Raw genomic sequence first — 22,786 nt, forward strand, 5'->3', positions numbered from 1 at the left:
TTCCTTTGATGCGCGCTACTTCACGCACTAATACTGGGCTTTAGCGGATAAATTACTGGCCTGCTAGTAAAGATTTTACTTGATTAGCAACAAACTTCCCATCAGCCTTACCTTTGACTTGTGGTGTCACAACACCCATAACTTTACCCATATCCTTTGGCGTTGTCGCACCGGTTTTTGAGATTGCAGCCTTAATAATAGCAATCACTTCATCTTCACTCAATTGTGCTGGCAAATACTTCGCTAGAATGGCTAGTTCGGATTTGATACCTGATGCCAAATCGTCGCGTCCACCCTTTTCAAATTCTGAAAGTGATTCATGGCGTTGCTTGACTTCACGTGACAGCACAGTTAATTCTTCTTCTTCAGTCAAATCATGTCCTAAATTGATTTGTTCATTCATGACGGTTGATTTCACCATGCGAATAACAGACAAAGCTTCTTTGTTTTTGTCTTTCATTGCCTGTTTCATATCAGCATTCAAAGTTTCTAACAATGACATTATTTTTCTTCTTTCGTAATTAAAATTAATGTCGGTACCTGACCGACCTTCTTGTTATCATTCTACCATAAAAAAAACGCCACTGATGTGACGTTTAGAATCGAATTAACGACCCTTCTTTTTGTTACGCTTTTGTGCCGCTTCAGACTTCAATTTACGTGCAACTGAAGGCTTAACGTAGAATTCGCGCTTACGGTATTCTTGGAGAGTACCGTCTTTTGAAACACCGCGCTTGAAGCGACGCAATGCATCATCCAAAGATTCGTTCTTACGTACGATGACCTTTGCCATTTGATAACCCTCCTTTCTCGCATTTTATTTCGTTAAACGACATGCACTAAATACTTATTTATTATGACAGACTTTTAACTAATCGTCAATACCGTAAGCCGCTAAATACTGCTTTGTTTGCAAATCAAGCCAATATTGTGGATTAAGTGACTCACCAGTGGCTTCTTTTAAAATCACTTGTGGGTCAACTGCACCACCATATTGCCAAATATGTTCTTTTCGCCATTCAAAAATTGGTGAATAATCACCAGAGGCAAAAATTGCTTCAAAGTCCAATGATTTTGCCATAGTTGCTTGGAACTGTGCAGCATACAAATGACCTAATGCATAGCTTGGGAAGTAGCCAAAGGAGCCACCTGCCCAGTGAATATCTTGCAAAATACCTGTTAAATCATCAGGTGTATCTAAATCCAAGTATTCTTTATATTTCGCATTCCAAAGGACCGGCAGATCGGCTACATCAATATTGTCATTAAAAATTGCCTTTTCAATTTCATAACGAATAATAATGTGTAATGGATACGTAAGAGGATCGGCTTCTGTCCGTGTGAATGAAGCCTGCGTTTTAAGCCAACCTGCATAAAAAGTTTCAAAATCAACGTCATCAAGAACGCCCTCAAAAGCTTGTTGCATTTGAGGATATTCTGTTTCCCAGAAGGCCTTTGAACGTCCAATCATGACCTCATTAAACAAAGATTGGGACTCATGAATACTCATGCTAATTGGCAAAACAGAACGAAAATCATCATATTTGGGATCAACATTTTGCTCAAAAAGTCCATGACCAGCTTCGTGGAAAATACCTAAAACAGCCATTTGAAAATTATAATCATCCCAACGTGTCGTAATGCGAGCATCATCACGATTCAAAGCTTCCATGAAAGGATGAATTGTATCATCAAGTCGACCTTTATTCAGGTTATAACCTAGCCGCTGTGCTGCCGCCATCGCGTACTGTCGTTGCTGTTCTTTCGTTACGCGTCTCTTCAAAAATGAATCTTCTGGTGTCGTTCCTTCCTTTGCCAAACGTTGACGTAGGTCACTCACGCCTGTTTTGACTTGGGCAAAAACTGCGTCTAATTTAGCCACTGTCAATCCCGGTTCGTATTGATTGAGCAATACATCATAAGGTGTTGCCTCATTTGTTTGCCATAGCGGGATAAATTGCTTTAAGTAGCCAATAATTTTTTCTAAATAAGGTTGAAAAATCTTGTAGTCATTAGCTTCACGAGCTTGCGCCCAATAATCTTGCGCCTGCGATAACGTTTTTTCAAAAGCTATAAAATCTGCTTCTGGGATTTTGCCCGTCATATCATAGTCTTTTTGCGCTTTTTCAAGTACTAATCGGCCAAGTTCGTCTAACTGATTTGTGTCCGATGAGAGCGCTTTTAGTATGTTTTGTCGGTGTTCTCCTGTACTGACTGTAAATATCTTCTGCGCTAAGTAAGCATCAACATCAGCGCGAAAATGGCCAGCATCTTTGGGCATACCAGTCAAAGCATCCCAGCCAGAAAGCGCTGCAATTTCAGACAGTAAAGTCTGTTCTTTGACGGAATCAAATAGGTCTTGTTGCGTTGTCATGATTTACCTCATTCTTAAATTAAATATTATTTAATTTTATCACTTATTTGTCTAATTTAGAAGTTGCTTTTGTATCCGTCATACGCCAATAAACTAATAAACTAATAAAAATAACTACTGTAACATAAACAAAAAATAGATTTTCGTGATTAATTTTTCTTAAATATAGCGCCAAATATTCAACTGTACCACCAAAAATAGCGACCGTCAGTCCGTAAGGTAAACCCACACCTAAAGCGCGTATTTCTGTTGGAAACATTTCTGCTTTGACGATGGCGTTAATTGATGTATAGCCTGTCACAATCACCAAGCCTGCTAACATGAGCCAAAACGCCTCCCAACTCGTTGTAGCATGTTGCAAGGCTACGAAAATTGGTATGGTAAAAATAGTTCCCAGTCCACCAAACCAAAACAGTAATGGCCGTCGTCCAATTTTATCAGAAATTGCACCCGCAATTGGTTGTAAAATCATAAAAATAAGTAACGCTAGAAAATTGATGCGAGTGACTGACTGTGTTGGCAATCCCACAGAATTGATCATAAATTTTTGCAAGTATGTTGTATACGTATAAAATGCAATTGTACCGCCTAAAGTCAAGCCTACCACTGTCAGGACAGCCTTTGGATACCGCATTAATTCTTTCAGACTCCCTTTTGACTTCGCTTTTTGTGAAGCAAATTGGTCAGATTCTGCCATGCTCAAGCGCAAGAACAACACAATTATTGCCCCAAGGGCACCGATAATAAATGGGATTCGCCACCCCCACTCAGTCAGCTGTTCATTAGTCAACGTCATTTGCAGGATAATTTGGACACCTAATGCAATTAACTGGCCACTAATTAATGTAACATATTGGAATGAAGCGTAAAAACCACGGTGATTTCGACTAGCCATTTCTGACAAGTACGTCGCAGATGTTCCGTACTCACCACCTAATGATAATCCTTGAAACAAACGTGCCAGTACTAAAATAATGGGTGCAATAATACCAATATGCGCATAACTCGGTGTGATAGCAATCACCAGTGAACCGCTCGCCATAATGAGAACAGACAATGTCAAAGCCGCCCGACGACCGTGCTGATCAGCATATTTTCCCAAAACAAGGCTGCCTAATGGGCGCATCAAAAAACCAATCGCAAAAACGCCAGCAGTGCTTAGTAATTCAGCCGTTTTATCATGGCTCGGGAAAAATGATGGCGCAAAATAAACAGCGAATGAGGCATAAACATACCAATCAAACCACTCTATCAAATTACCAAGCGATCCCTTCAAAATGTTACTAATAATCTCTCGTTCTGAACGTTGTACTTGCATACGATTCACCCCTTTTTCCCTACTGTAACGAAATCCGAATGACTATTCACCGTCGGTTTGCACAAACAAAATCGTTTTGTTTGTACAATATGTTAAGTTGTGCCATAATAATGGTAATTTTCCGGAGGCAAACCATGAAATTTAAATCATTGTTAAATGAACCACTGATGGATCAATATACTGTCGCGGCTGGCGAAGAAGGCTTAGCCCGAGAAGTTAGTCAAGTTGGTGTTGTTGATGCGCCAGATTTTGAAAAATATTTATTACCAGGGCAGCTAATTTTAACGACTGGATACCTCTTCCATGATAATTTACCCTTATTGCGTAGTTTAATTATTGAACTGGATAAGCACAACGCGGCTGGTCTAGGCATTAAATACAATCGGTACTTCACGGAATTACCACGTGATGTGATTGTTTTAGCCAATAAACATCGGATTCCTATTATATGGACACCAGCTGATGAAGTGATTTCTATTACAATTCGCAATTTAAGTGATGTCATTTTAAGTAAACACACGGGCGAATTGCACGAAATTGTTAAAATCAATCAAGAATTATCGGCAATCAATCATAATAACACTTATCAACACTTGCTGGATTTAAGTGCCCAAATTTTAGAAGCCCCACTCTTATTGTTAGATTCTCACTTTACAGCAATTTATGCCAGCACAGCATTACTCAAGGAACGTGATTTTTTCACTCAATTTTTACGTGAATCTTCTGGTATTGCCTATCTCAATCTACAAGAAAAAGTTCGTGTCACTTTTAAAGGTCAAAATTTTGACATTTTGCCGATTTTTTCTGCTTTAAAAGAGAATAAAGCTTTCGTGGCAATTGCCACCTCAGAAGAACAGCTATCGGACTTTCAATTATTGAAACGTGAACAAGTAATTAATGCTTTAGGTTTTGCAAATTCTCGCACAGATCTCATTAACGAAACAGAATTTCGTAATCGCTCCGGCTTTTTTTTGAATGTTATGGAATCAGGGTTAAACCAGGAAGCAATCAATCACTACTTGAACGACGCCAATATTGACGTTACGGCGCGCTATCGTGTTGCAGTATTAGATTTTACGACAAAGAAAACAGTCATTGAAACACGCCAATTCGAAATTCTTCAAGCACTCACTCGGTGGTTCATTCGGGAATCAAATTGGTCCGTATTGATCTTTTCTCACAAACAACAGCTTGTTTTACTGATTAACATGACCATTGACACGCGTTCTTTTTTGCAAGAATTATATGACTTTTTAACTGAGCAAGATAAACTAGAATATGATTTTACCATTGGCTTTTCACGTGTTACTGGCGAAATGAAGCAATTAGCAGAGCTTTATGAGCAAGCAAATAACGCTTTGAAATTGACAACTAAAACTCACCCCATTATGCGCTTTAGACCAAAAAGTGCGCATGAACTGCTTCATCTACTACCCCCACAAGAAAGCCATGCCTTTGTTGAAAAAACACTCGGACCTATCCTAGACAATCCTGAACTTCTCAAGACACTAGAAACATACATTTTTTTACATCAAAACGTCACAGCCGTAGCCAGCGCAATGTTTGTACACCGCAATACGATTAACTATCGCTTGAAACGTATTGCGGAGCTGTTAGATGTTAATTTAGAAATGCCGGATGTGTTAGTGGATATTCAGCTGTCACTATTGTTAATTAATTAGTCACTTTGCATAAATCACAAAAATAAGTTTGTGCAAAGAAAAATTAGTATTTGATGATAAACATGATAAAATTGTTTCCAATCAAGGAGGCATTACTTATGATCGAATACACAAATCTAGCGGTGAACCACGACGGTACCATTCGTGGTCTCAAAAAGAAACATGTTCAAATGATCGCCATTGGCGGCACAATTGGTACCGGATTATTTTTAGGAGCAGGTAATTCAATTGCGAAGACAGGTCCATCCATTCTGATTGTTTATGCAGTATTGGGCGCTTTCTTCTTCATGATGATGCGAGGCATTGGCGAAATGTTATATGCTGACCCGTCGCAACATACGTTTGTCTCCTTTATCAGTAAGTATGTGGGCGCAGGTGCAGGCTATTTTGCCGGTTGGTCTTATTGGATTGGTCTTGTTTTCGTTGCAATGGCTGAATTAACAGCGGTTTCTACTTATGTTAAATTTTGGTTTCCCAACTGGCAAACATGGATCATTCAAATTGCTTTTCTCTTCATTTTGACAATGATTAACCTCATCGCCGTTAAACTGTTTGGAGAAACCGAATACTGGTTTGCCATGATAAAAATCATTGCCATTGTTGCCATGATTGTAACAGGATTATTCTTGATTGCAACAGGCTTCAAGGCACCGGCTAGTGGTGGCCACACCGTTGCCTCATTTAGTAATGTATTTTCTAACTTCACACTATTTCCAAATGGTGCAAGTATGTTCTTCGCTGCATTTCCAATGGTATTTTTCGCCTTTCAAGGTATGGAATTCGTTGGTATCACAACAGCTGAAACACAAAACCCACGTGAAGTTTTGCCAAAAGCGATTAACACAATTATTTTCCGTATCTTGATTTTCTATCTTGGTGCTATGATTATTATCATGTCAATTATCAATTGGCATGTGATTGCTAAAACACCTGATGAAAGCCCATTCGTTATGGTCTTTCAATTAGCTGGTTTCAAAGCCGCTGCGTTAGTTATCAATTTTGTTGTTCTAACATCAGCTGCTTCCGCACTAAATTCTGCTATTTATTCAGCAGGTCGACACTTTTATCAACTGGCAGAAGAGTCTGATTCCAAGTTTATGGGCAATTTCCGAGAAATCTCGTCAAACGGAGTGCCTGCTAAAGCCATTATTCTGACTGCTGTGTTAGTACTGTTGTCACCTGTTATTAACTCAATTCCACAAATTACTAGTGCATTTGGATTTATCACATCAATTTCGTCAAACATGTATATTATTGTCTATGCGATGACAATGTACGCTCATCGTAAGTTCCGCGAATCATCTGACTTTATGCCAAACGGATTCGTCATGCCTGGTTACAAATGGACCAGCCCTCTAACATTACTATTCTTTGCTGCAATTTATGTTAGTTTGTTCTTCCAATCTGATTCACGAATGTCAGCTATTGGTGCCATTGTCTTTACTATCATTTTTGGTTATCTATCACATCGTAAGTTTTCATCAAAGGTTTCGACTTCAACGTCAACAGCCTCATAAACATGTTAAAAGGGATCCAATATAATATTGGATCCCTTTTAACATGTTTACAGCTCTGGCTCGTAGAAACGACCGACAGTATGTTCAATTTTCCATGTTGATGAAAACGCATGTTCATCAACTTCTTTCATTGCTTCACGCAATTCAAAGCGTTCTTGCTGTGTAATCACTGTCAGTAATACAGAACGCTCTTGACCAGTGTAGCCGCCACGAGCATCGTTAATGATGGTAACCCCACGACGCATTTTGCGCTGAATGCCATCAACCATTTCATCAGGTTTAGTCGTGATAATCATGACCTGCATTTGCTGTTGGCGAGTATAAAAAGCGTCAATCATGCGTGAACTAATAATCACACCGACAATAGAATACAATGCATACTTCCAACCATAAGTTAACCCAGCACCAATCATAATGAGAGCATTGAATGCTAAATTGATTGGTCCCATTTTGAAGCCAAAATGCTTCTTAACTAACAATCCAATGACATCTAATCCACCGGTTCCTACGCCATATCGCAGTGCTGTTCCAACAGCCATACCATTTAAAGCACCACCAAACATGGCATTAATTAAAGGGTCTGGCGTTAACACGCGAGTTGTATCAAAAAGTGGCATCAAAGCTGAACTGAGAAGTACAGCCAATGTGGTGAAAGTAGCAAAACGCCAAGACAATTGCCACCATGCAATTACCAACATTGGTAAATTAACCAACGCCAATGCCAGCGCAACCGGAATTTTTTCACCACTTAAAGTTGAAACTAACTGAGCAAATCCAGTAAACCCTGATGAATAAATATGACCAGGATGCCAGAAGTAATTCATTGCAAAAGCAACAATCACACCGTAAAATACAGCGCCACCAACACGACTTGCATATTGGTTTTTCATGAAATTATGAAATATTTTTTGCATCAATCACTCGGCTTCTGGTACAAACAAACCTAATTCATTCAACTGTTTTGTTTCAACACGCGTTGGTGCTTCAGTCATCGGTTCAGTAGCGCGTGAATTTTTAGGGAAAGCAATGACTTCACGAATATTTTCTTGTCCCGCCAATAACATTGCTAAACGGTCTAGCCCGAGCGCAATCCCACCCATTGGTGGGAAACCATATTCCATGCCTTCAAGCAAGAAACCAAATGCCTCATGCGCTTTTTCGGGTGTAAAGCCAAGCGCTTTAAGCATTTTTTCCTGAATATCCATGCGATGAATACGGATTGAGCCTGAGCCCAACTCATAACCATTCAAAACCAAATCATAACTTTGCGCATGCGCTTTATGTGGATCTTCACCATCATCAAGATAGTGCAAATCTTCTTCGTTTGGCATTGTAAACGGATGGTGGGCAGCGATCCAACGATCGAAATCTTCTGAATACTCAAATAATGGCCAATCAACAATCCATGCAAATGCCCAAGGATTTGTTTTGTCCACCAAATCAAGATCCGCAGCCGTTTGACGACGGAGATAATCCAAAGTAGCTGACACAACATCATTACGACCAGCGCCAAATAACAACAAGTCGCCAGTTTGACCACCAACGCCAGCTATCAAGGCTTGGCTATCTTCTGGTTTAAAGAACTTGGCAATTGGACCAGTTAGTCCGTCATCAGTTACCTTTAACCATGCCAAACCTTTAGCACCAAATCGTTCAATATATTGTGCCAATTTGTCAATGTCTTTACGAGAATAGTGATCTGCGCCGCCCGGTACAGCGATTGCTTTCACAACACCACCAGCTTTAACAGCGTTAGCAAACACACCAAATTCACTATTTGAAACGATATCAGAAAGATCATGAATTTCATAAGCAATCCGCAAATCAGGTTTGTCTGTACCAAAACGATCCATTGATTCTTGCCATGTTAGAGTCGGAATGGTCGTCGTATCAAGATCAAAATTCACAACATCATGCATCATCGCTTTGACCCATTCATTGACCAGCGCTCGAATTTCGTCAGCAGTCATGAATGATGTTTCCACATCCATTTGCGTAAATTCAGGTTGTCGATCACCACGCAAATCCTCATCACGGAACGCACGTGCAATCTGGAAATAACGATCAAATCCAGCGCCCATCAATAGTTGCTTGAATAGTTGAGGTGATTGTGGCAACGCATAAAAAGATCCGGGGAAAACACGAGATGGCACCAAGTAATCACGAGCACCTTCAGGCGTTGACTTAGCCAAAATTGGTGTTTCAATGTTAATAAAATCATGTGTATCCATGAAATGCATGGCACTGGACATGATTTTAGACCGAACGCGTAGGTTCTTTTGCATTTCTGGTCGACGCAAGTCTAAATAACGATACTGCAACTTGAGTTCCTCATTAGCATTAACGTTATCCTCAATATAAAACGGTGGTGTTTTTGACGTTGCCAAAATTTTAGCTGATGTCACATCAACTTCAACGGCTCCGGACTTAATTTTATCGTTAATTTGGCTAGCATCACGTTTGATGACTTTACCAGTCACAGCCACAACATACTCACTTCGCATATCTTCGGCGACGGTCAAAGCTGATTGGTTGGTAGCATTGAAAGTTAATTGCACAATGCCTTCACGATCACGTAAGTCAACAAATATTAAGTCACCAAAATCACGACGCTTTTGCACCCAACCGCTCAAAGTCACCGTTTGTTCAAGGTAACTTTCATCAATTAAACCTGCATATGTTGTTCGTTTCATTGTTCGTCTCCTTGCGCATCAATAATTGTTGGCAAATCTGTATAAAGATCAGCCAATTTAACAAGTTGTTGTTCACCAGTTGCCATGTTTTTAATATTGGCAGCGTGTGCCGCTAACTCTTTTTCACCAACAGTCACGACATACTTAGCATTGTGACGGTCAGCTGTTTTAAATTGTGCTTTGGCTGAGCGATCAAGATAATCACGTTCAGCAACAAAACCAAATGACCGAATGGCTTGCACGATTTGCATTGCTGCAACATCTGTTTCATCACCGATGTTGACAACATAAAAATCAAGGTCATTATCGACTTCCGGTGCGACACCCTGAGCGTTTAACAAACTCACCAAACGCTCCATACCAATTCCAAAACCAACGCCTGCTGTTTCAGGACCACCAAAAACAGACACCAATCCTGAATAACGTCCACCGCCGGCGATTGTTGCAGCCCCTTTTAACTGTTCATCAACTGTCATTACTTCAAATATTGTATCGTTATAATAATCCAAACCACGCACCATTGTTGGATCAATTTCAAAGTCAAGATTCAAAGCCGTCAACAATGCTTGAACTTTTTGGAAGTGTTGTTGTGAGGCTTCAGACAAATAATCCAAAATTGAAGGTGCATCAGCCACAAAAACTTGATCACGTGGATCTTTTGAATCTAAAACACGTAGTGGATTTTTTTCTAAACGCGCCTGAGAATCAGCAGATAATTCGGCACGATGTGGCGTAAGATAGTCAATCAATGCTTGGCGGTAATCATCTCGTGACTGCTTATCACCTAAAGAGTTAATTGCAACACGTAAATTCTTTAAACCAAGCGTTTGGAACAAATCAATCGCCATAGCAATAACTTCGACGTCAAGTGCTGGTGATGAGGAGCCGAAAGCTTCCACACCAATTTGATGGAATTGACGCATACGCCCTGCTTGCGGACGTTCATAACGGAACATTGGTCCAATGTAAAATGATTTATAAGGCTTGTCAAATTCCGGACCATATAGTTTATTCTCGACATACGCGCGGACAATTCCGGCTGTTCCCTCTGGTCGTAGGGCAATGTGACGATCACCTTTATCATGAAAATCATACATTTCCTTAGTGACGACATCTGATGTGTCACCTGCTGAACGAGAAAAAACTTCAAAATTTTCGAATATTGGTGTTCGAACTTCTTTAAAATTATAGTCACCAAATAATAAACGCGCAACATTTTCAACGTGTTGCCATTGGCTTGTTTGATCTGGTAATAAATCTGCAGTGCCCTTAGGGCGCTGGAAAAGTGGTTTTGCCATGGTATTTTAATTGCTGGCACGTCATCTTGAAACGCGTCAGTTGGACTCCTTCTTTATTTTGACATTAAAACTGAAAAAGCACCCTCAACGATTATTCGTTAAGGGCGCAATTGCACGGTACCACCTTAGATGTTGATGCATACACATCACTTAGATTGCTTATCGCGCTACCACGCACTGCCTTATACAACAGTGTCCTCCAAGGTGTCACAAATTACGTCATCGTTTTGCTTGCATCACCCGCAAAATTTCTGATGGTCCAGACCGTAATTTTTCCAATTCATCGGCTTTAATATATGCCTTAATGATATAGTTATCTCACCTCAAAGTCAAGCCAATTACAAGACAAAATTACTTATCATAACGATATACTTTTGCTTCATAAGGACGAAGTGTTGTCAAAGCGTCATCCCCATAATTACTAATGAGGACTGACGCGTTATCTGGCACATGATAGTCACGCGTCAACGTTTCGCTGGTGAAGTTATTGATTACCAATAACGACTCATTTTGACCAACACGACGGTAAGCGTAAACTTGTTCGTCTTCAGGATCCAACAATTCGTATGTGCCTGTCGTTATGATTGGTAATTCGTGGCGTAAGCGAATGAGCTTTTGATAGTAATAGAATGTTGAATTTAAGTCTGCTAATGCTGCTTTGGCATTAATGGTGTCATAATTATCATTCATCTTTAACCATGGCGTGCCGGTTGTGAAGCCCGCATTTTTACTATCGTCCCACTGCATTGGTGTACGAGCGTTATCACGACCTTTAGCATGCACATACTTCAGCATGGTTGCTTCATAAGTTAAGTGATCTTTATCAATCAAGTATTTGAAAGCATTTTTAATTTCAACATCATCAAAATCATCACGTTGCAAATTATAGGCGTTGGTCATGCCAATTTCTTCACCTTGATAAACATAGGGCGTGCCTTGCATGAAATGAAGTAAAGTGGCTACCATTTTAGCAGATACAACGCGATATTCAGGACGATCATCCCCATAACGACTCACAGCACGTGGTTGATCATGATTATCCCAATAAAGTGAATTCCATGCTTTACCAGCCAAATCATTCTGCCATTTTGAGAGATTTTCTTTCAAATCAACGAGGGAAACTTTTTTGTCATACCATTTTCCAAGCGCGGGATTAGGATTATTGTCAAGCCCCATGTGCTCAAATTGGAAGACCATGTTCAATTCTGAGTTGTCTTGATTGGCATACTTAACGGCATTTTCAATATCAACACCTGAGGCTTCACCAACGGTCATCATATCAGCTCTGTTTAAGACTTGTTGACGCATTTCTTGCAAGTATTCATGGACATGCGGACCGTTGGCAACGGCTTTATCCGAATTACCATACTCACCCCCCTCTGGCACTTCACCATCAGGCAAGCCATCTGGCTTAGAAATGAGGGAAATAACGTCCATTCGGAAACCATCGATGCCCTTATCCACCCAGAAATTCATCATGTCAAAGACAGATTGACGTACTTTAGGATTAACCCAATTTAAATCAGGTTGACCTTCGACAAATAAGTGTAGATAATATTGCCCTGTTGCCTCATCAAATTTCCAAGCTGGCCCAGAGAAAAATGAGCCCCAGTTATTAGGTTCGTGTCCATCCACTGGATCACGCCAAATATAGAAATCACGCTTATCATTATCTTTTGAACTACGGCTTTCAATAAACCATTTATGCTGATCTGAGGTATGATTAACAACCAAATCCATCAAAATTTTGATGCCCTTGTCATGCGCTTTTGCTAGCAAACGATCAAAATCAGCCATTGTACCAAATTTGGCATTGATATCTTCATAATCGGAAATATCGTAACCATTATCTTTGTCTGGTGATGCATAGACAGGATTTAGCCATACAACATCGGCACCTAATTTTTTAATGTAATCAAGGCGTTGCTCGATACCCTGTAAATCACCGATACCATCTCCATTAGCGTCTTGAAAAGACCTAGGATAAACTTGATATACAACTGCTTTTTGCCACCATTTTATTGTTTCTGTCATGATAATTCTCCTTTTTTAATTACGATTTTCTTCTTTTACGGTCCAGATTAGGCAACCACCAATCATCAAGAAGACACCGGCAATTGCTAACATGTGTGCCATTGATTTACCCACTGCTGGGAAAATTGCAAAACTAGCAACTGACGCCACAATTTGCGGAATGCAGATAAAGCAATTGAACAATCCCAAATAGATGCCATCATGCTTACCATCTAAGGCATTCGTCAAGATGGTAAACGGAATAGAAATTAACGCAATCCAACCAACACCAATCAAAATGAATCCAATCAGTGATGAAAGATGTGTATGGCCATAGGCAACAACAATAAAGCCAATACCACCAGCAATCAAGCTGAGAAAATAAGCACCTTTACGCGTTTTATTATTCAAACGCTGGAATAAAATTCCCACCAAAATTGCTACAACTGAGTAAACAGCCTGTAAAATACCAAACCAATTACCAGCCGCTTGATAACCCGCAGATGCAGGATCTGAAACATGCCAAATATTTTCTGACAAAGCACCAGTTGAATATGTCCACATATATGGAATACCGAACCAAACAAAGAATTCAACCACACCTAGTGTCCAAAATACCTTTGGTGCGTGCTTTAGAATTGTTATAAATGATTCATGCTGCTTTGTTTCGGCGCCATAGCCGTGGTAATAAGCCAGTGTTTCTGGATCGTATTCTTTCACATTCATAATAGTAAAGACAGTTGAAATTAACAAAATAGCCGCTGCCACATAAAATGAAATTTTAACAGAATCTGGAACAACACCTCGGGCAGCCGTGTTGGCTACTCCAAATGAGGTCAAAATAAACGGAAAGACGAAAGCAATCACGCCCCCTAAGCTACCCCAAATGTTTTGCAAACTCCAAGCCTTATCGGTTTGTTGTTCATTAACCATGTCAGGAATAATCATCTTGAACGGTTGCATAGAGACATTGGCCGATAGATCCATGAATAACACTGTCACTGCACCAAACCATAGCGCTGTCAATGAACCGTACCCAAAACCAAATGATCCGGTATTTGGCAAAAGCAATAACACAATTAGGGAAACCAAACAGCCGCCAATCAAATAAGGCATTCGTCGACCTAACTTAGGCAACCAAGTTTTATCAGAGAACAAACCAATTAATGGTTGCGCAATCATACCCGCTAACGGTGGCAAAATGAAGAAAAATCCCAATTTTGTTGGATCAGAACCTAACGTTTGAAAGATTCGACCCATATTACCTGTTTGCACTGAAAATGCAACTTGAACACCAGCATAACCAAAGGTCATCAAGAATAACTGCATGCTGGTCAGCATGGGGAGCTGACCTTTTTTTTGTGTCTTACTATTCAACATATTCACTCTCCTTTTAAGTGATTTTAGTTTACACACGCCGCTTTAAAGTAACCGCTTACATTTTATGCCATTATGTACCTTCAAAGTACACTTTTGATTCATAAGGTCGTAAGGTATCCCCATGATCATCATCATAGTTACTTAAAATCATATTCGCGCCATCGTTCAATCGATAATGACGTGTCTGAGTTTGATTCGTAAAGTTACTAATGACTAATAATTCAGAATCAACACCAATTCGCTTGTAAGCATAGACTTCTGAATCTGCCATGTCCAGTACCTGATAATGTCCGTTAGTGATGAGTGGCATTTGCTGTCGTAATGCAATAATTTTTTTGTAGAAATAAAAGATGGATTGTTGGTCAGCTAATGCTTGTGCCACGTTAATTGTTTCATAATTCGAATTAACTGCTAGCCAAGGTTTTCCCTTTGTAAAACCAGCCTGATTACTATCATCCCACTGCATTGGCGTCCGAGCATTATCACGTGAGGAATGGTGTATATAAGTCATCATTCGTTCTGGTGAGACACGTTGCTGTTCAACCACTAAATCTTGATAGGCATTTAAAGTATCAATGTCTTGGTATTGTGAAATTGATGACCAATCAACATTTGTCATGCCGATTTCTTCACCTTGGTAAATGTAGGGCGTTCCCTGCATAAAGTGCAATGTTGTGGCTAACATTTTTGCAGAGACAACGCGATAAGCTTCAGAATCATCACCAAATCTTGATACCACACGTGGTCGATCGTGGTTGTTCCAATAAAGACTGTTCCAAGCTTTGCCATCCAGTGCTGTTTGCCATTTAGATAAAATTCGCTTCAAATCTACTAAATTAAATCGCTCATCACTCCACTTTCCTAAGCCTTCACGGCTATTATCAATCTCCGTATGCTCAAATTGGAAAATCATTTGTAATTCGTGACTGTCAAATCCAGCATACTGAATCGCATCTGATGTTGTCACTCCTGGTGTTTCACCAACAGTGATAATATCGTTGCGTGACAACACCTTAGCATTCATTTCCTGCAAATATTGGTGTACCTTTGGTCCATTGGCAACAAATGTCATTGACGATCCGTGATTATCAGCGTTCACATTAGGATCATTTGGCAATCCTGTTTGTTTTGAGATAAGATTGATGACATCCATTCGGAATCCATCAATCCCTTTGTTCAACCACCAAGCCATTGTTTCATAGATTGCTACACGTAGCGCTGGATTTTCCCAATTCAAATCAGGTTGTTTTTTTGAGAAAAGATGTAAATAGTATTGTTTTGTTTTTTCATCAAACGCCCAAGCTGATCCGCCAAAATCCGACAACCAATTATTTGGTTCATGTCCATCGACGGGATCTCGCCAAATATAATAGTCACGATATGGATTATTACGCGACTGGCGGCTTTGTTGAAACCATTGATGTTCATCAGATGTGTGATTGACGACCAAATCCATCATGATTTTTAAGCCCAACTCATGGGCAATTGTAATCATTTCATCCACATCCGCCATCGTGCCAAATTCTGGTAAAATTTTGCGATAATCACTGATATCGTATCCATTATCATCATTTGGTGATTGGTAAATCGGACTTAGCCAGATGACTTGCACCCCTAGTTCTTTTAAATATGGGAGTCGTTGAATAATGCCCGGAATGTCACCAACACCATCACCATTACTATCCTGAAAACTGCGCGGATAAATCTGGTAGACGGTTGCTTTTTGCCACCATTTATTTTGATTCATTATCATGCCTCATGATTTCCAATTAACTTTTTAATATTTGAGTAAACGTTTACGCAATTAATATTGTAACCGCTTTCATTTCATTTGTCAAACTATTTTGGGTTATAATATAATTTATGGCTATTACAATCAAAGACATTGCAAATAAAGCTGGCATTTCAGCCGCCTCCGTCTCACGAATTTTAACTAATCGCGGGCGTTTTAGTGAGGCAACCGCACAACGCGTTCGACAATTAGCCCACGAAATGGGATACTATAAAAATCAATCGGCCGCCGATTTATCACAAAAAGAAAGTCGCGTCATCGGTGTATTGGTACCAACCACGCACACTAACTTTGCTGATGAAATCATTAAAGGTATGCAAACAAAGGCTTTCGAACTAGGTTATGAATTATTAATTGCTTTCGTTGAAACAGACAGCCAGCAGCAAATCAAAACTGTTAAATCATTGCTTTCTCGGCAATTATTAGCGGTTGTCATGTTAGCCATTGATATCGAGGAACCTGTTTTTGAGGTCTTAACAAAGGCTGACGTGAGTTTGCTGAGTGTCTCTAACCAACTCAATAATGTGATTCCCTCTATTTCCTCCGATAACTATGACATGATGCATACTATCGTGGATTATTTATACAATCAGGGACATCGCAAAATGGCCTTAATCGGAGCTTCCAATCCAGATCCGATTGTCGCTATTTTACGACGAAAAGGGTTTATTGATGCGTTGCTAGATCATGGGATTACTTATAATCCCGATTTCATTTGGGGTGTTGAAAACGCCTACCAAACTGGTTTAGATGCCATCAAAAAATTTGGCAATCCCCTGCCATTCACGGCTGCAATTGGCTCAGCAGACATTATCAGTATCGGATTACTCAATGGGGCGAAAGATGCTGGTATTGCCGTCCCAGATGATTTATCAATTGTGACCATTGATGGGACAGAACTAACCCAATTAACCCGTCCTATCCTAACAGCTGCGCAGCAAAACTTTGCACAAATGGGAGAATTAGCTATTACGACTCTCGCCGATCAAAACCTCTCGCCGCATACCATCATTTTTACTGATATCACACTCAAGCAAGGCGATACTGTGGCAAACATTAATTAGAATAACAAAAGAGTGTCAGTGCATAAAAACACTGACACTCTTTTTAGTTATCTATTGCATTTTAGCTTCAATATTTGCTAAGGTCACTTCTGAAGTAGACTCAAAATTCAAGTCCGCTCCTGACAAAACATCTGCGTTACCAATGGCTAGTGATGTCTCACCTGCGCCATTGATTGACACAATACCAGCAGCTGAATCTTCCAATCCAATAACATTTTCTGGATTTAAATGTAAGACTTCCGCAGCACGAACGAAGATTTCAGGATCAGGTTTTCCCTTTGTCAAAGTGGCTGGATCAACAATGCCAACAAAATACTTGGTCAATCCCAAATGATCTAGAATCATTGGTGCGTTTTTAGAAGCTGATGCCACCGACATTGTATAGCCGGCTGCCTTAGCTGATTGAATGAAATCTTTCATGCCAGGTAAAATATCATCTTCAGTCAATGTTGAAATGAGTTGTTGATAATTATGATTTTTCTTTTCTGCTAATGCTTCTTTATCTGCTTGAGAAAAATCATCGGCATGATCCCCAGCATCCAAAATCATTTGCAAGGAAGCCATGCGACTGATGCCCTTCAAACCTTCAGCCAATTCTGGTGTCCAAGTTGTGCCAACCTCATCAGCTGTTTGATGCCAAGCTTCGCCATGGAAACGCGCCGTATCAGCAATAACCCCATCTAAATCAAAGGCAAAACCTTTAATATCTGAAAATTTAGTCATTTTTATTTATCCTCATTTTTTTTAATTTGGTAAGTTACAGTATAAGTTTTTGTTTCGTTTGCTGGCAAAACAATATCACCAAAACCTTCATGATTAACCGCATCAGGTAAAGTCTGCATCTCAATAGCAAGCGCTGTTTTAATGTCACTGCTATCGTCAGGATTGGCAGTGAATACAACAACACCATTGCGATCTGAATCCACTGTCAAGGTCAAACTTTCATCGGGTGAAGTTAGTCCTACTCCCTCTCCTTGACGGCTTGGATCTAATACCCAAGCATCATCATAATGCTCTTGTCCCAAGACGTGCAAATGCGCAAAATCAAATTTTGTATTTTGATTATCAATCACGTTACCGGTTGGAATCGTGTGATTATCAACTTCAAGATGTTGACGTGATGCAATTTGTAATTTATGCTGACTGATATCTTGATCCTTACCAACTAAATTAAAGTAGACATGCGTCATTGGATTGAACAATGTATTCTCGGTTGAAACGCCACTAAATATAATGTCTAAACGATCTTCATCGTCCAATCGATAGGTCACTTGGGCAGCTAATTGTCCGGCGAATTCATCATCAAAGGTACGTGTAAAATTAATTTCCGCCGCTGTACCCAAATTTCTTGCTTCACCGTGCCAATTAACCGCATCAAAGCCATTAATGCCAGAGTGTAAAACATTGCCATGATCATTTGGTGTTAATGTAAAATGTGCACCCTCAATATCATAATCAGTTTTTGATAGACGGCCACCAACACGACCAATTGTGTTTCCAAAATGGAATGGATTATCTAAATACGCGGCTAAATCATCAAATTGTACTAATAATTCTTGTTTGACACCATCACGTTCAACGGAAAATGACTGCCAAGTTGCCCCGTATGAAATCGCAGTAATCTGTGTGTGATTGATATTTTCTAGGGTAAACGCCGTCACAACTTTTCCGTCGGGTAATTGTCCAAAATCCTTCTCTACTACTTTCATGATATCCTTTCCTGCTATACAGCAAATGAGCGATCACTCGCTCATCATCATGCTTATTACTTTGTCAATTCGACATCTTTTCCTAATAGGTCAATCACTAATGGTTCACCTGAAATCAAGTCAACATGTGCACCTTGACTATCAACTGACACTTCCAAAACATGACCTCGGAATACCAAACGGAAAGCATATTTTGTCCAATTCTTTGGTAAGAATGGCTTCAAGTGGAGTTTGCCATCACGAACACGCATGCCAGCAAATCCTTGCACAATCGCTAACCATGAACCTGTCATAGCGGTTATATGCAAACCATCTGACGTGTCATTATTATAATTATCTAAGTCCAAACGGGCCGCACGTTCGTACATTTCAACTGCTTTATCTTCCATTTGTAAGTCAGCAGCCAAAATTGAGTGAACAGATGGCGACAATGATGACTCATGCACTGTCAATGGTTCATAGAATTCAAAGTTGTTACGCTTTTCTTCTTCTGTAAACGCGTCTGGGAAATAGAACATGGCGTGTAATGTATCAGATTGCTTAATATATGGTGAGCGCAAAATACGATCCCATGACCAGTTTTGGTTAATTGGACGAATATCTTGTGGCATATCAGCGATTGGAGTCAAATCTTTATCCAAGAATGTATCGTGTTGAACAAAGATATGCTTTTTACCTGTCTTGGTTTCAACATCAGCCTCTGGCAAATACATTTTATCAACAATTTCTTGCCACTTTGTTAATTCTTCATCTGTCAAAGCCAACTTAGCTTTTTCATCAGCATTAATTTCATCGTAGTGTTCAAGTGAGTATTGCAAAACCCATTTTGCCATCCAATTTGTATAGAAATTGTTATTAACATTGTTTTCATACTCGTTGGGACCCGTGACACCATGAATCATGTATTTATCGTTTCGGGCAGAATAGTGGACACGATCTGCCCAGAAGCGTGCGATATTATACAAAACTTGTGCGCCATCACCGTCAAGCCATGAGTGATCTCCCGTGATATTTGTATAATTATAAATCGCATAAGCAATTGTCGAATTACGGTGAATTTCTTCAAAAGTAATTTCCCACTCGTTGTGTGACTCAATACCATCAAAGGTCACCATTGGGTACAAAGCACCCTTTAAGCCTTGCTCTTTGGCATTGTGGAATGCACCATCCAACTGATCAAAACGATATTGTAGCAATGAACGGGTCACAGACGGATCAGCAACACCAAGGTAAACAGGAATGGCAAATGCTTCGGTGTCCCAATACGTGGCACCACCGTACTTCTCGCCAGTGAAACCTTTTGGTCCGATATTCAAGCGTGGATCATTACCATAGTAAGTTGAGAATAACTGGAATAGGTTGAAGCGAATACCTTGCTGCGCCGCATCATCTCCTTCAATTTGAACATCAGCTTTTTCCCAACGATTAGCCCATTCTTGCGCATGTGCTGTGTATATGTCGTCGTATGTTTGTGCGGCAAGATCCGCAGTTAGCGTTTCACCTGCTTTAATCACTTGAGCTAGGCCGTCATAATCACGTGAAGTTGTCACAATCACGCGCTTTTCAAAACTAACTGAACTTTTAGCTGGTACTTCAATGTCAAAGTTATCAGTCACTTCTTTTTCAGAGCGGTTCACACCATGCTTTTCACCGCCAACAAAGCTCTGACGGGCAACAACTGTAAATTGTGGCACACCAAACGGATTTTCAATCGTTTGCGTAGCGATAAATGATGAATCAGTGTCATTACCTGCGTCTAAAACTTGCCAAAACTTCTCATCATAATTTGAATCTTCATTGACAACGTCAGCATCAATACTAGCATCAAAACGAATTTTGTGCGCTTGACCATCGGCAGATGATAAGTCATAGTGAATATCTGCTAGTTCCTTAACTGCTGCTGAAACTAAGCGCGTGATTTTAAACGTCACGCCAAACACAGTAAATGTTCGATTCAAAACACCATTTTTCATATCCAATGATACTTCAAAATCAGTCACGTCATTCTTAGCTAAATCAACTTGATTGCCATCAACGTAAATGTCTGCTTTGACATAGTTTAGCGCATTGATAGCTTTTCCAAAGTAAAGTGGATAACCATTTTTCCACCAACCGACACGTGTTTTATCTGGGAACCAAACACCACCAACGTAAATTCCTTGATGTGTGTCACCGGAATAGACTTCTTCGAACATGCCACGCATGCCCATGTATTCGTTGCCCAAACTCGTCATAGATTCTTGGAGACGTTTATCTTCGGGATTCAAATCATGTGATGTAACTGTCCAAGGATCAACTTCAAAAATTCGTTTCATAAGACTTTCTACCTCTTCAATTTTTCTAATGCTTAGCTTCAGCGCTAATATCTACGACGACTGATCGCACATATTAACGCCGAAGCGTTAGCCATTATTGTGCATCTACTGGATTACTGTGAATTTCATTGATAAACCCAACACTGACTGCACCAATTAACATTAAGATTCCTGATACCAAAATCATTGATGGGAAATGTGAACCAAGTGCAGGAAATAGTGCAAAACTAGCAACCGAGGCTACAATTTGTGGTAAACAAATTGAACCGTTAAACAATCCTAGATAAGTACCCATGTGATCACCAGGCAATGCGTTGGTTACCATAATAAATGGATATGCCATCATACCTGCCCATGAAATACCGATTAAAATAAATGAACCAATCAACAAATACTGTGAGTGAATAAAGAACACTGATGTGAACCCGATTGCCCCCAAAAATAGTGACAAAGCATAACCTGTTTTGTTTTTGTTTGCTGGAATCTTTGATAATACCAGCGACCACACGACGGCTGCAATCGCATAAACCGCTGACATGATACCAAACCAGTTTCCACCATTTTGGTAACCAGCCGTTGTTGGATCAGTTGCGTGGAAAATATTGTCTGCCACAGCACCAGTACCGTATGTCCACAAATATTGGAATGCCATCCAGCAGAAGAACTGAGTCAAAGTAACCATCCAAAATGTTTTTGGTGCACGCTTTAACAAAGTCAAGAAGCCACCTTCACCATCATCTGGTGTATTCAAAGCATAGCCATGATATAGCTCATAAGTGGCATCATCGTATTCTTTCACGTTAAAGACTGCAATCAGTGAAAAGACAACTAAGACAATCGCACCAACATAGAATGAAATAATCACAGAGGCTGGCACCTGACCTTTAGGTGCTGTATTAGCAACACCAATGGCTGTCAGCAAGAATGGAAAAATGGTTGCCAACACAGACCCTGTATTAGATAAGAAACTTTGGATTGAGTATGCGTATGACTTTTGGTCTTCATTAACCATGTCACCAACAACCATCTTGAAAGGTTGCATTGCAACATTAGAGCTCAAATCCATGAACAAAATTGTAATCGCTCCAAACCACAAACCAGCAGTAGTTGAAAAACCAAAACTACCTGAATTAGGCAACAAGAACATCACGATAACTGACACCAGAGCGCCAACCAATAGATAAGGCATTCGACGACCAAAGCGCTTTGTCCAAGTGCGATCTGAGAAATAACCAACTAGTGGTTGAACAAACAACCCTGCCAATGGTGGTAGGATGAAGAAAAATCCTAACTTAGTGGGATCAGCACCCAATGTCTGAAAAATACGTCCCATTTGGGAACTCTGCAATGAAAACGCCATCTGCACGCCCAAAAATCCAAAACTCAGCATCCAAATGGTGCTTAGCGGCAAGTTTGGCAACCCCTGCCCTTTTTTCTTATCTGCCATAATTACTTCCTCCAAAAATTATTTTGAAACATAACTTGTTTGCTCTAATCATGCACCATTTCTATGAACAATTCGTGATGAAACTGTATTTTCTTCATTAGAAATCAGACACATATTTTTGAACATCAAAATCATGTAACCGTTTACATTTTATAGTATAAAACATTTTGATAATTAATGGAAG

Annotated in this window: 17 protein-coding genes; 3 read left to right on the forward strand and 14 right to left on the reverse strand. The window is 39.9% G+C overall.

The features are described from left to right. Positions 1-52: 52 nt before the first annotated feature. The 4 genes from IAE53_RS03160 to IAE53_RS03175 all read right to left on the reverse strand — a co-directional run bounded on the left by IAE53_RS03160 (position 53) and on the right by IAE53_RS03175 (position 3,692). Positions 53-502 carry a GatB/YqeY domain-containing protein gene (locus IAE53_RS03160; protein WP_148424264.1) on the reverse strand — a complete coding sequence of 150 codons (450 nt, stop codon included), beginning with the start codon at positions 500-502 and terminating at the stop codon, positions 53-55. A gap of 105 nt (positions 503-607) precedes the next feature. Beyond that, a complete protein-coding gene (rpsU, locus tag IAE53_RS03165) occupies positions 608-793 on the reverse strand; it encodes a 30S ribosomal protein S21 (protein WP_004899901.1) in 186 nt (61 codons plus the stop codon). 78 nt (positions 794-871) lie between these two features. Beyond that, complete coding sequence (locus IAE53_RS03170) at positions 872-2,374, reverse strand: carboxypeptidase M32 (RefSeq protein WP_148424265.1); 1,503 nt, start codon at positions 2,372-2,374, stop codon at positions 872-874. 43 nt (positions 2,375-2,417) lie between these two features. Next, positions 2,418-3,692 (reverse strand): MFS transporter, encoded by a 1,275-nt coding sequence (locus tag IAE53_RS03175; protein ID WP_200135943.1) that lies wholly within the window; start codon positions 3,690-3,692, stop codon positions 2,418-2,420. A 134-nt stretch (positions 3,693-3,826) separates the two neighbouring features. On the opposite strand from IAE53_RS03175, the gene IAE53_RS03180 reads away from it, so the two are divergent. Then, positions 3,827-5,374 carry a PucR family transcriptional regulator gene (locus tag IAE53_RS03180; protein WP_148424266.1) on the forward strand — a complete coding sequence of 516 codons (1,548 nt, stop codon included), beginning with the start codon at positions 3,827-3,829 and terminating at the stop codon, positions 5,372-5,374. A 98-nt stretch (positions 5,375-5,472) separates the two neighbouring features. Continuing rightward, positions 5,473-6,891: an amino acid permease gene (locus IAE53_RS03185; protein ID WP_148424267.1), complete on the forward strand. Its 1,419-nt coding sequence runs from the start codon at positions 5,473-5,475 to the stop codon at positions 6,889-6,891. 47 nt (positions 6,892-6,938) lie between these two features. On the opposite strand, the gene IAE53_RS03190 is transcribed toward IAE53_RS03185, so the two are convergent. From IAE53_RS03190 to IAE53_RS03215, 6 genes are all read right to left on the reverse strand, one after another. After that, the gene (locus IAE53_RS03190) at positions 6,939-7,805 is read right to left on the reverse strand and encodes a YitT family protein (RefSeq protein ID WP_148424268.1); all 867 of its coding nucleotides are present in this window, start codon (positions 7,803-7,805) and stop codon (positions 6,939-6,941) included. A 3-nt stretch (positions 7,806-7,808) separates the two neighbouring features. Beyond that, entirely contained in the window at positions 7,809-9,584 is a 1,776-nt protein-coding gene (gene aspS / locus IAE53_RS03195; protein WP_148424269.1) for an aspartate--tRNA ligase, read from the reverse strand. Next, positions 9,581-10,882, reverse strand: coding sequence for a histidine--tRNA ligase (gene hisS, locus IAE53_RS03200; RefSeq protein WP_200135944.1), 1,302 nt, complete (start codon positions 10,880-10,882; stop codon positions 9,581-9,583). Before hisS ends, aspS begins: the two co-directional genes overlap by 4 nt. A gap of 351 nt (positions 10,883-11,233) precedes the next feature. Next, complete coding sequence (locus tag IAE53_RS03205; RefSeq protein ID WP_200135945.1) at positions 11,234-12,916, reverse strand: alpha-glucosidase; 1,683 nt, start codon at positions 12,914-12,916, stop codon at positions 11,234-11,236. A gap of 15 nt (positions 12,917-12,931) precedes the next feature. Continuing rightward, positions 12,932-14,275: an SLC45 family MFS transporter gene (locus IAE53_RS03210; protein ID WP_200135946.1), complete on the reverse strand. Its 1,344-nt coding sequence runs from the start codon at positions 14,273-14,275 to the stop codon at positions 12,932-12,934. Between the two features lie 70 nt (positions 14,276-14,345). Then, positions 14,346-16,022, reverse strand: coding sequence for an alpha-glucosidase (locus IAE53_RS03215; RefSeq protein WP_200135947.1), 1,677 nt, complete (start codon positions 16,020-16,022; stop codon positions 14,346-14,348). Positions 16,023-16,138: 116 nt separating this feature from the next. Here IAE53_RS03215 and IAE53_RS03220 point away from each other — a divergent pair, with 116 nt between their 5' ends. Beyond that, entirely contained in the window at positions 16,139-17,131 is a 993-nt protein-coding gene (locus IAE53_RS03220) for a LacI family DNA-binding transcriptional regulator (protein WP_148424274.1), read from the forward strand. A gap of 51 nt (positions 17,132-17,182) precedes the next feature. Here the strand turns inward: IAE53_RS03220 and pgmB are convergent, their stop codons facing one another. From pgmB to IAE53_RS03240, 4 genes are all read right to left on the reverse strand, one after another. Then, a complete protein-coding gene (gene pgmB, locus IAE53_RS03225; RefSeq protein ID WP_148424275.1) occupies positions 17,183-17,854 on the reverse strand; it encodes a beta-phosphoglucomutase in 672 nt (223 codons plus the stop codon). 2 nt (positions 17,855-17,856) lie between these two features. After that, the gene (locus tag IAE53_RS03230; RefSeq protein WP_148424276.1) at positions 17,857-18,840 is read right to left on the reverse strand and encodes an aldose epimerase family protein; all 984 of its coding nucleotides are present in this window, start codon (positions 18,838-18,840) and stop codon (positions 17,857-17,859) included. Positions 18,841-18,896: 56 nt separating this feature from the next. Further along, positions 18,897-21,155, reverse strand: a complete 2,259-nt coding sequence (locus IAE53_RS03235) for a glycoside hydrolase family 65 protein (RefSeq protein WP_200135948.1) — start codon at positions 21,153-21,155, stop codon at positions 18,897-18,899. 94 nt (positions 21,156-21,249) lie between these two features. Then, positions 21,250-22,602: an SLC45 family MFS transporter gene (locus tag IAE53_RS03240; protein ID WP_010294172.1), complete on the reverse strand. Its 1,353-nt coding sequence runs from the start codon at positions 22,600-22,602 to the stop codon at positions 21,250-21,252. Positions 22,603-22,786: the final 184 nt, after the last annotated feature.

This window comes from Leuconostoc sp. S50 (genome assembly GCF_016624925.1).
GTDB classification, from domain to species: Bacteria; Bacillota; Bacilli; order Lactobacillales; family Lactobacillaceae; genus Leuconostoc; species Leuconostoc pseudomesenteroides.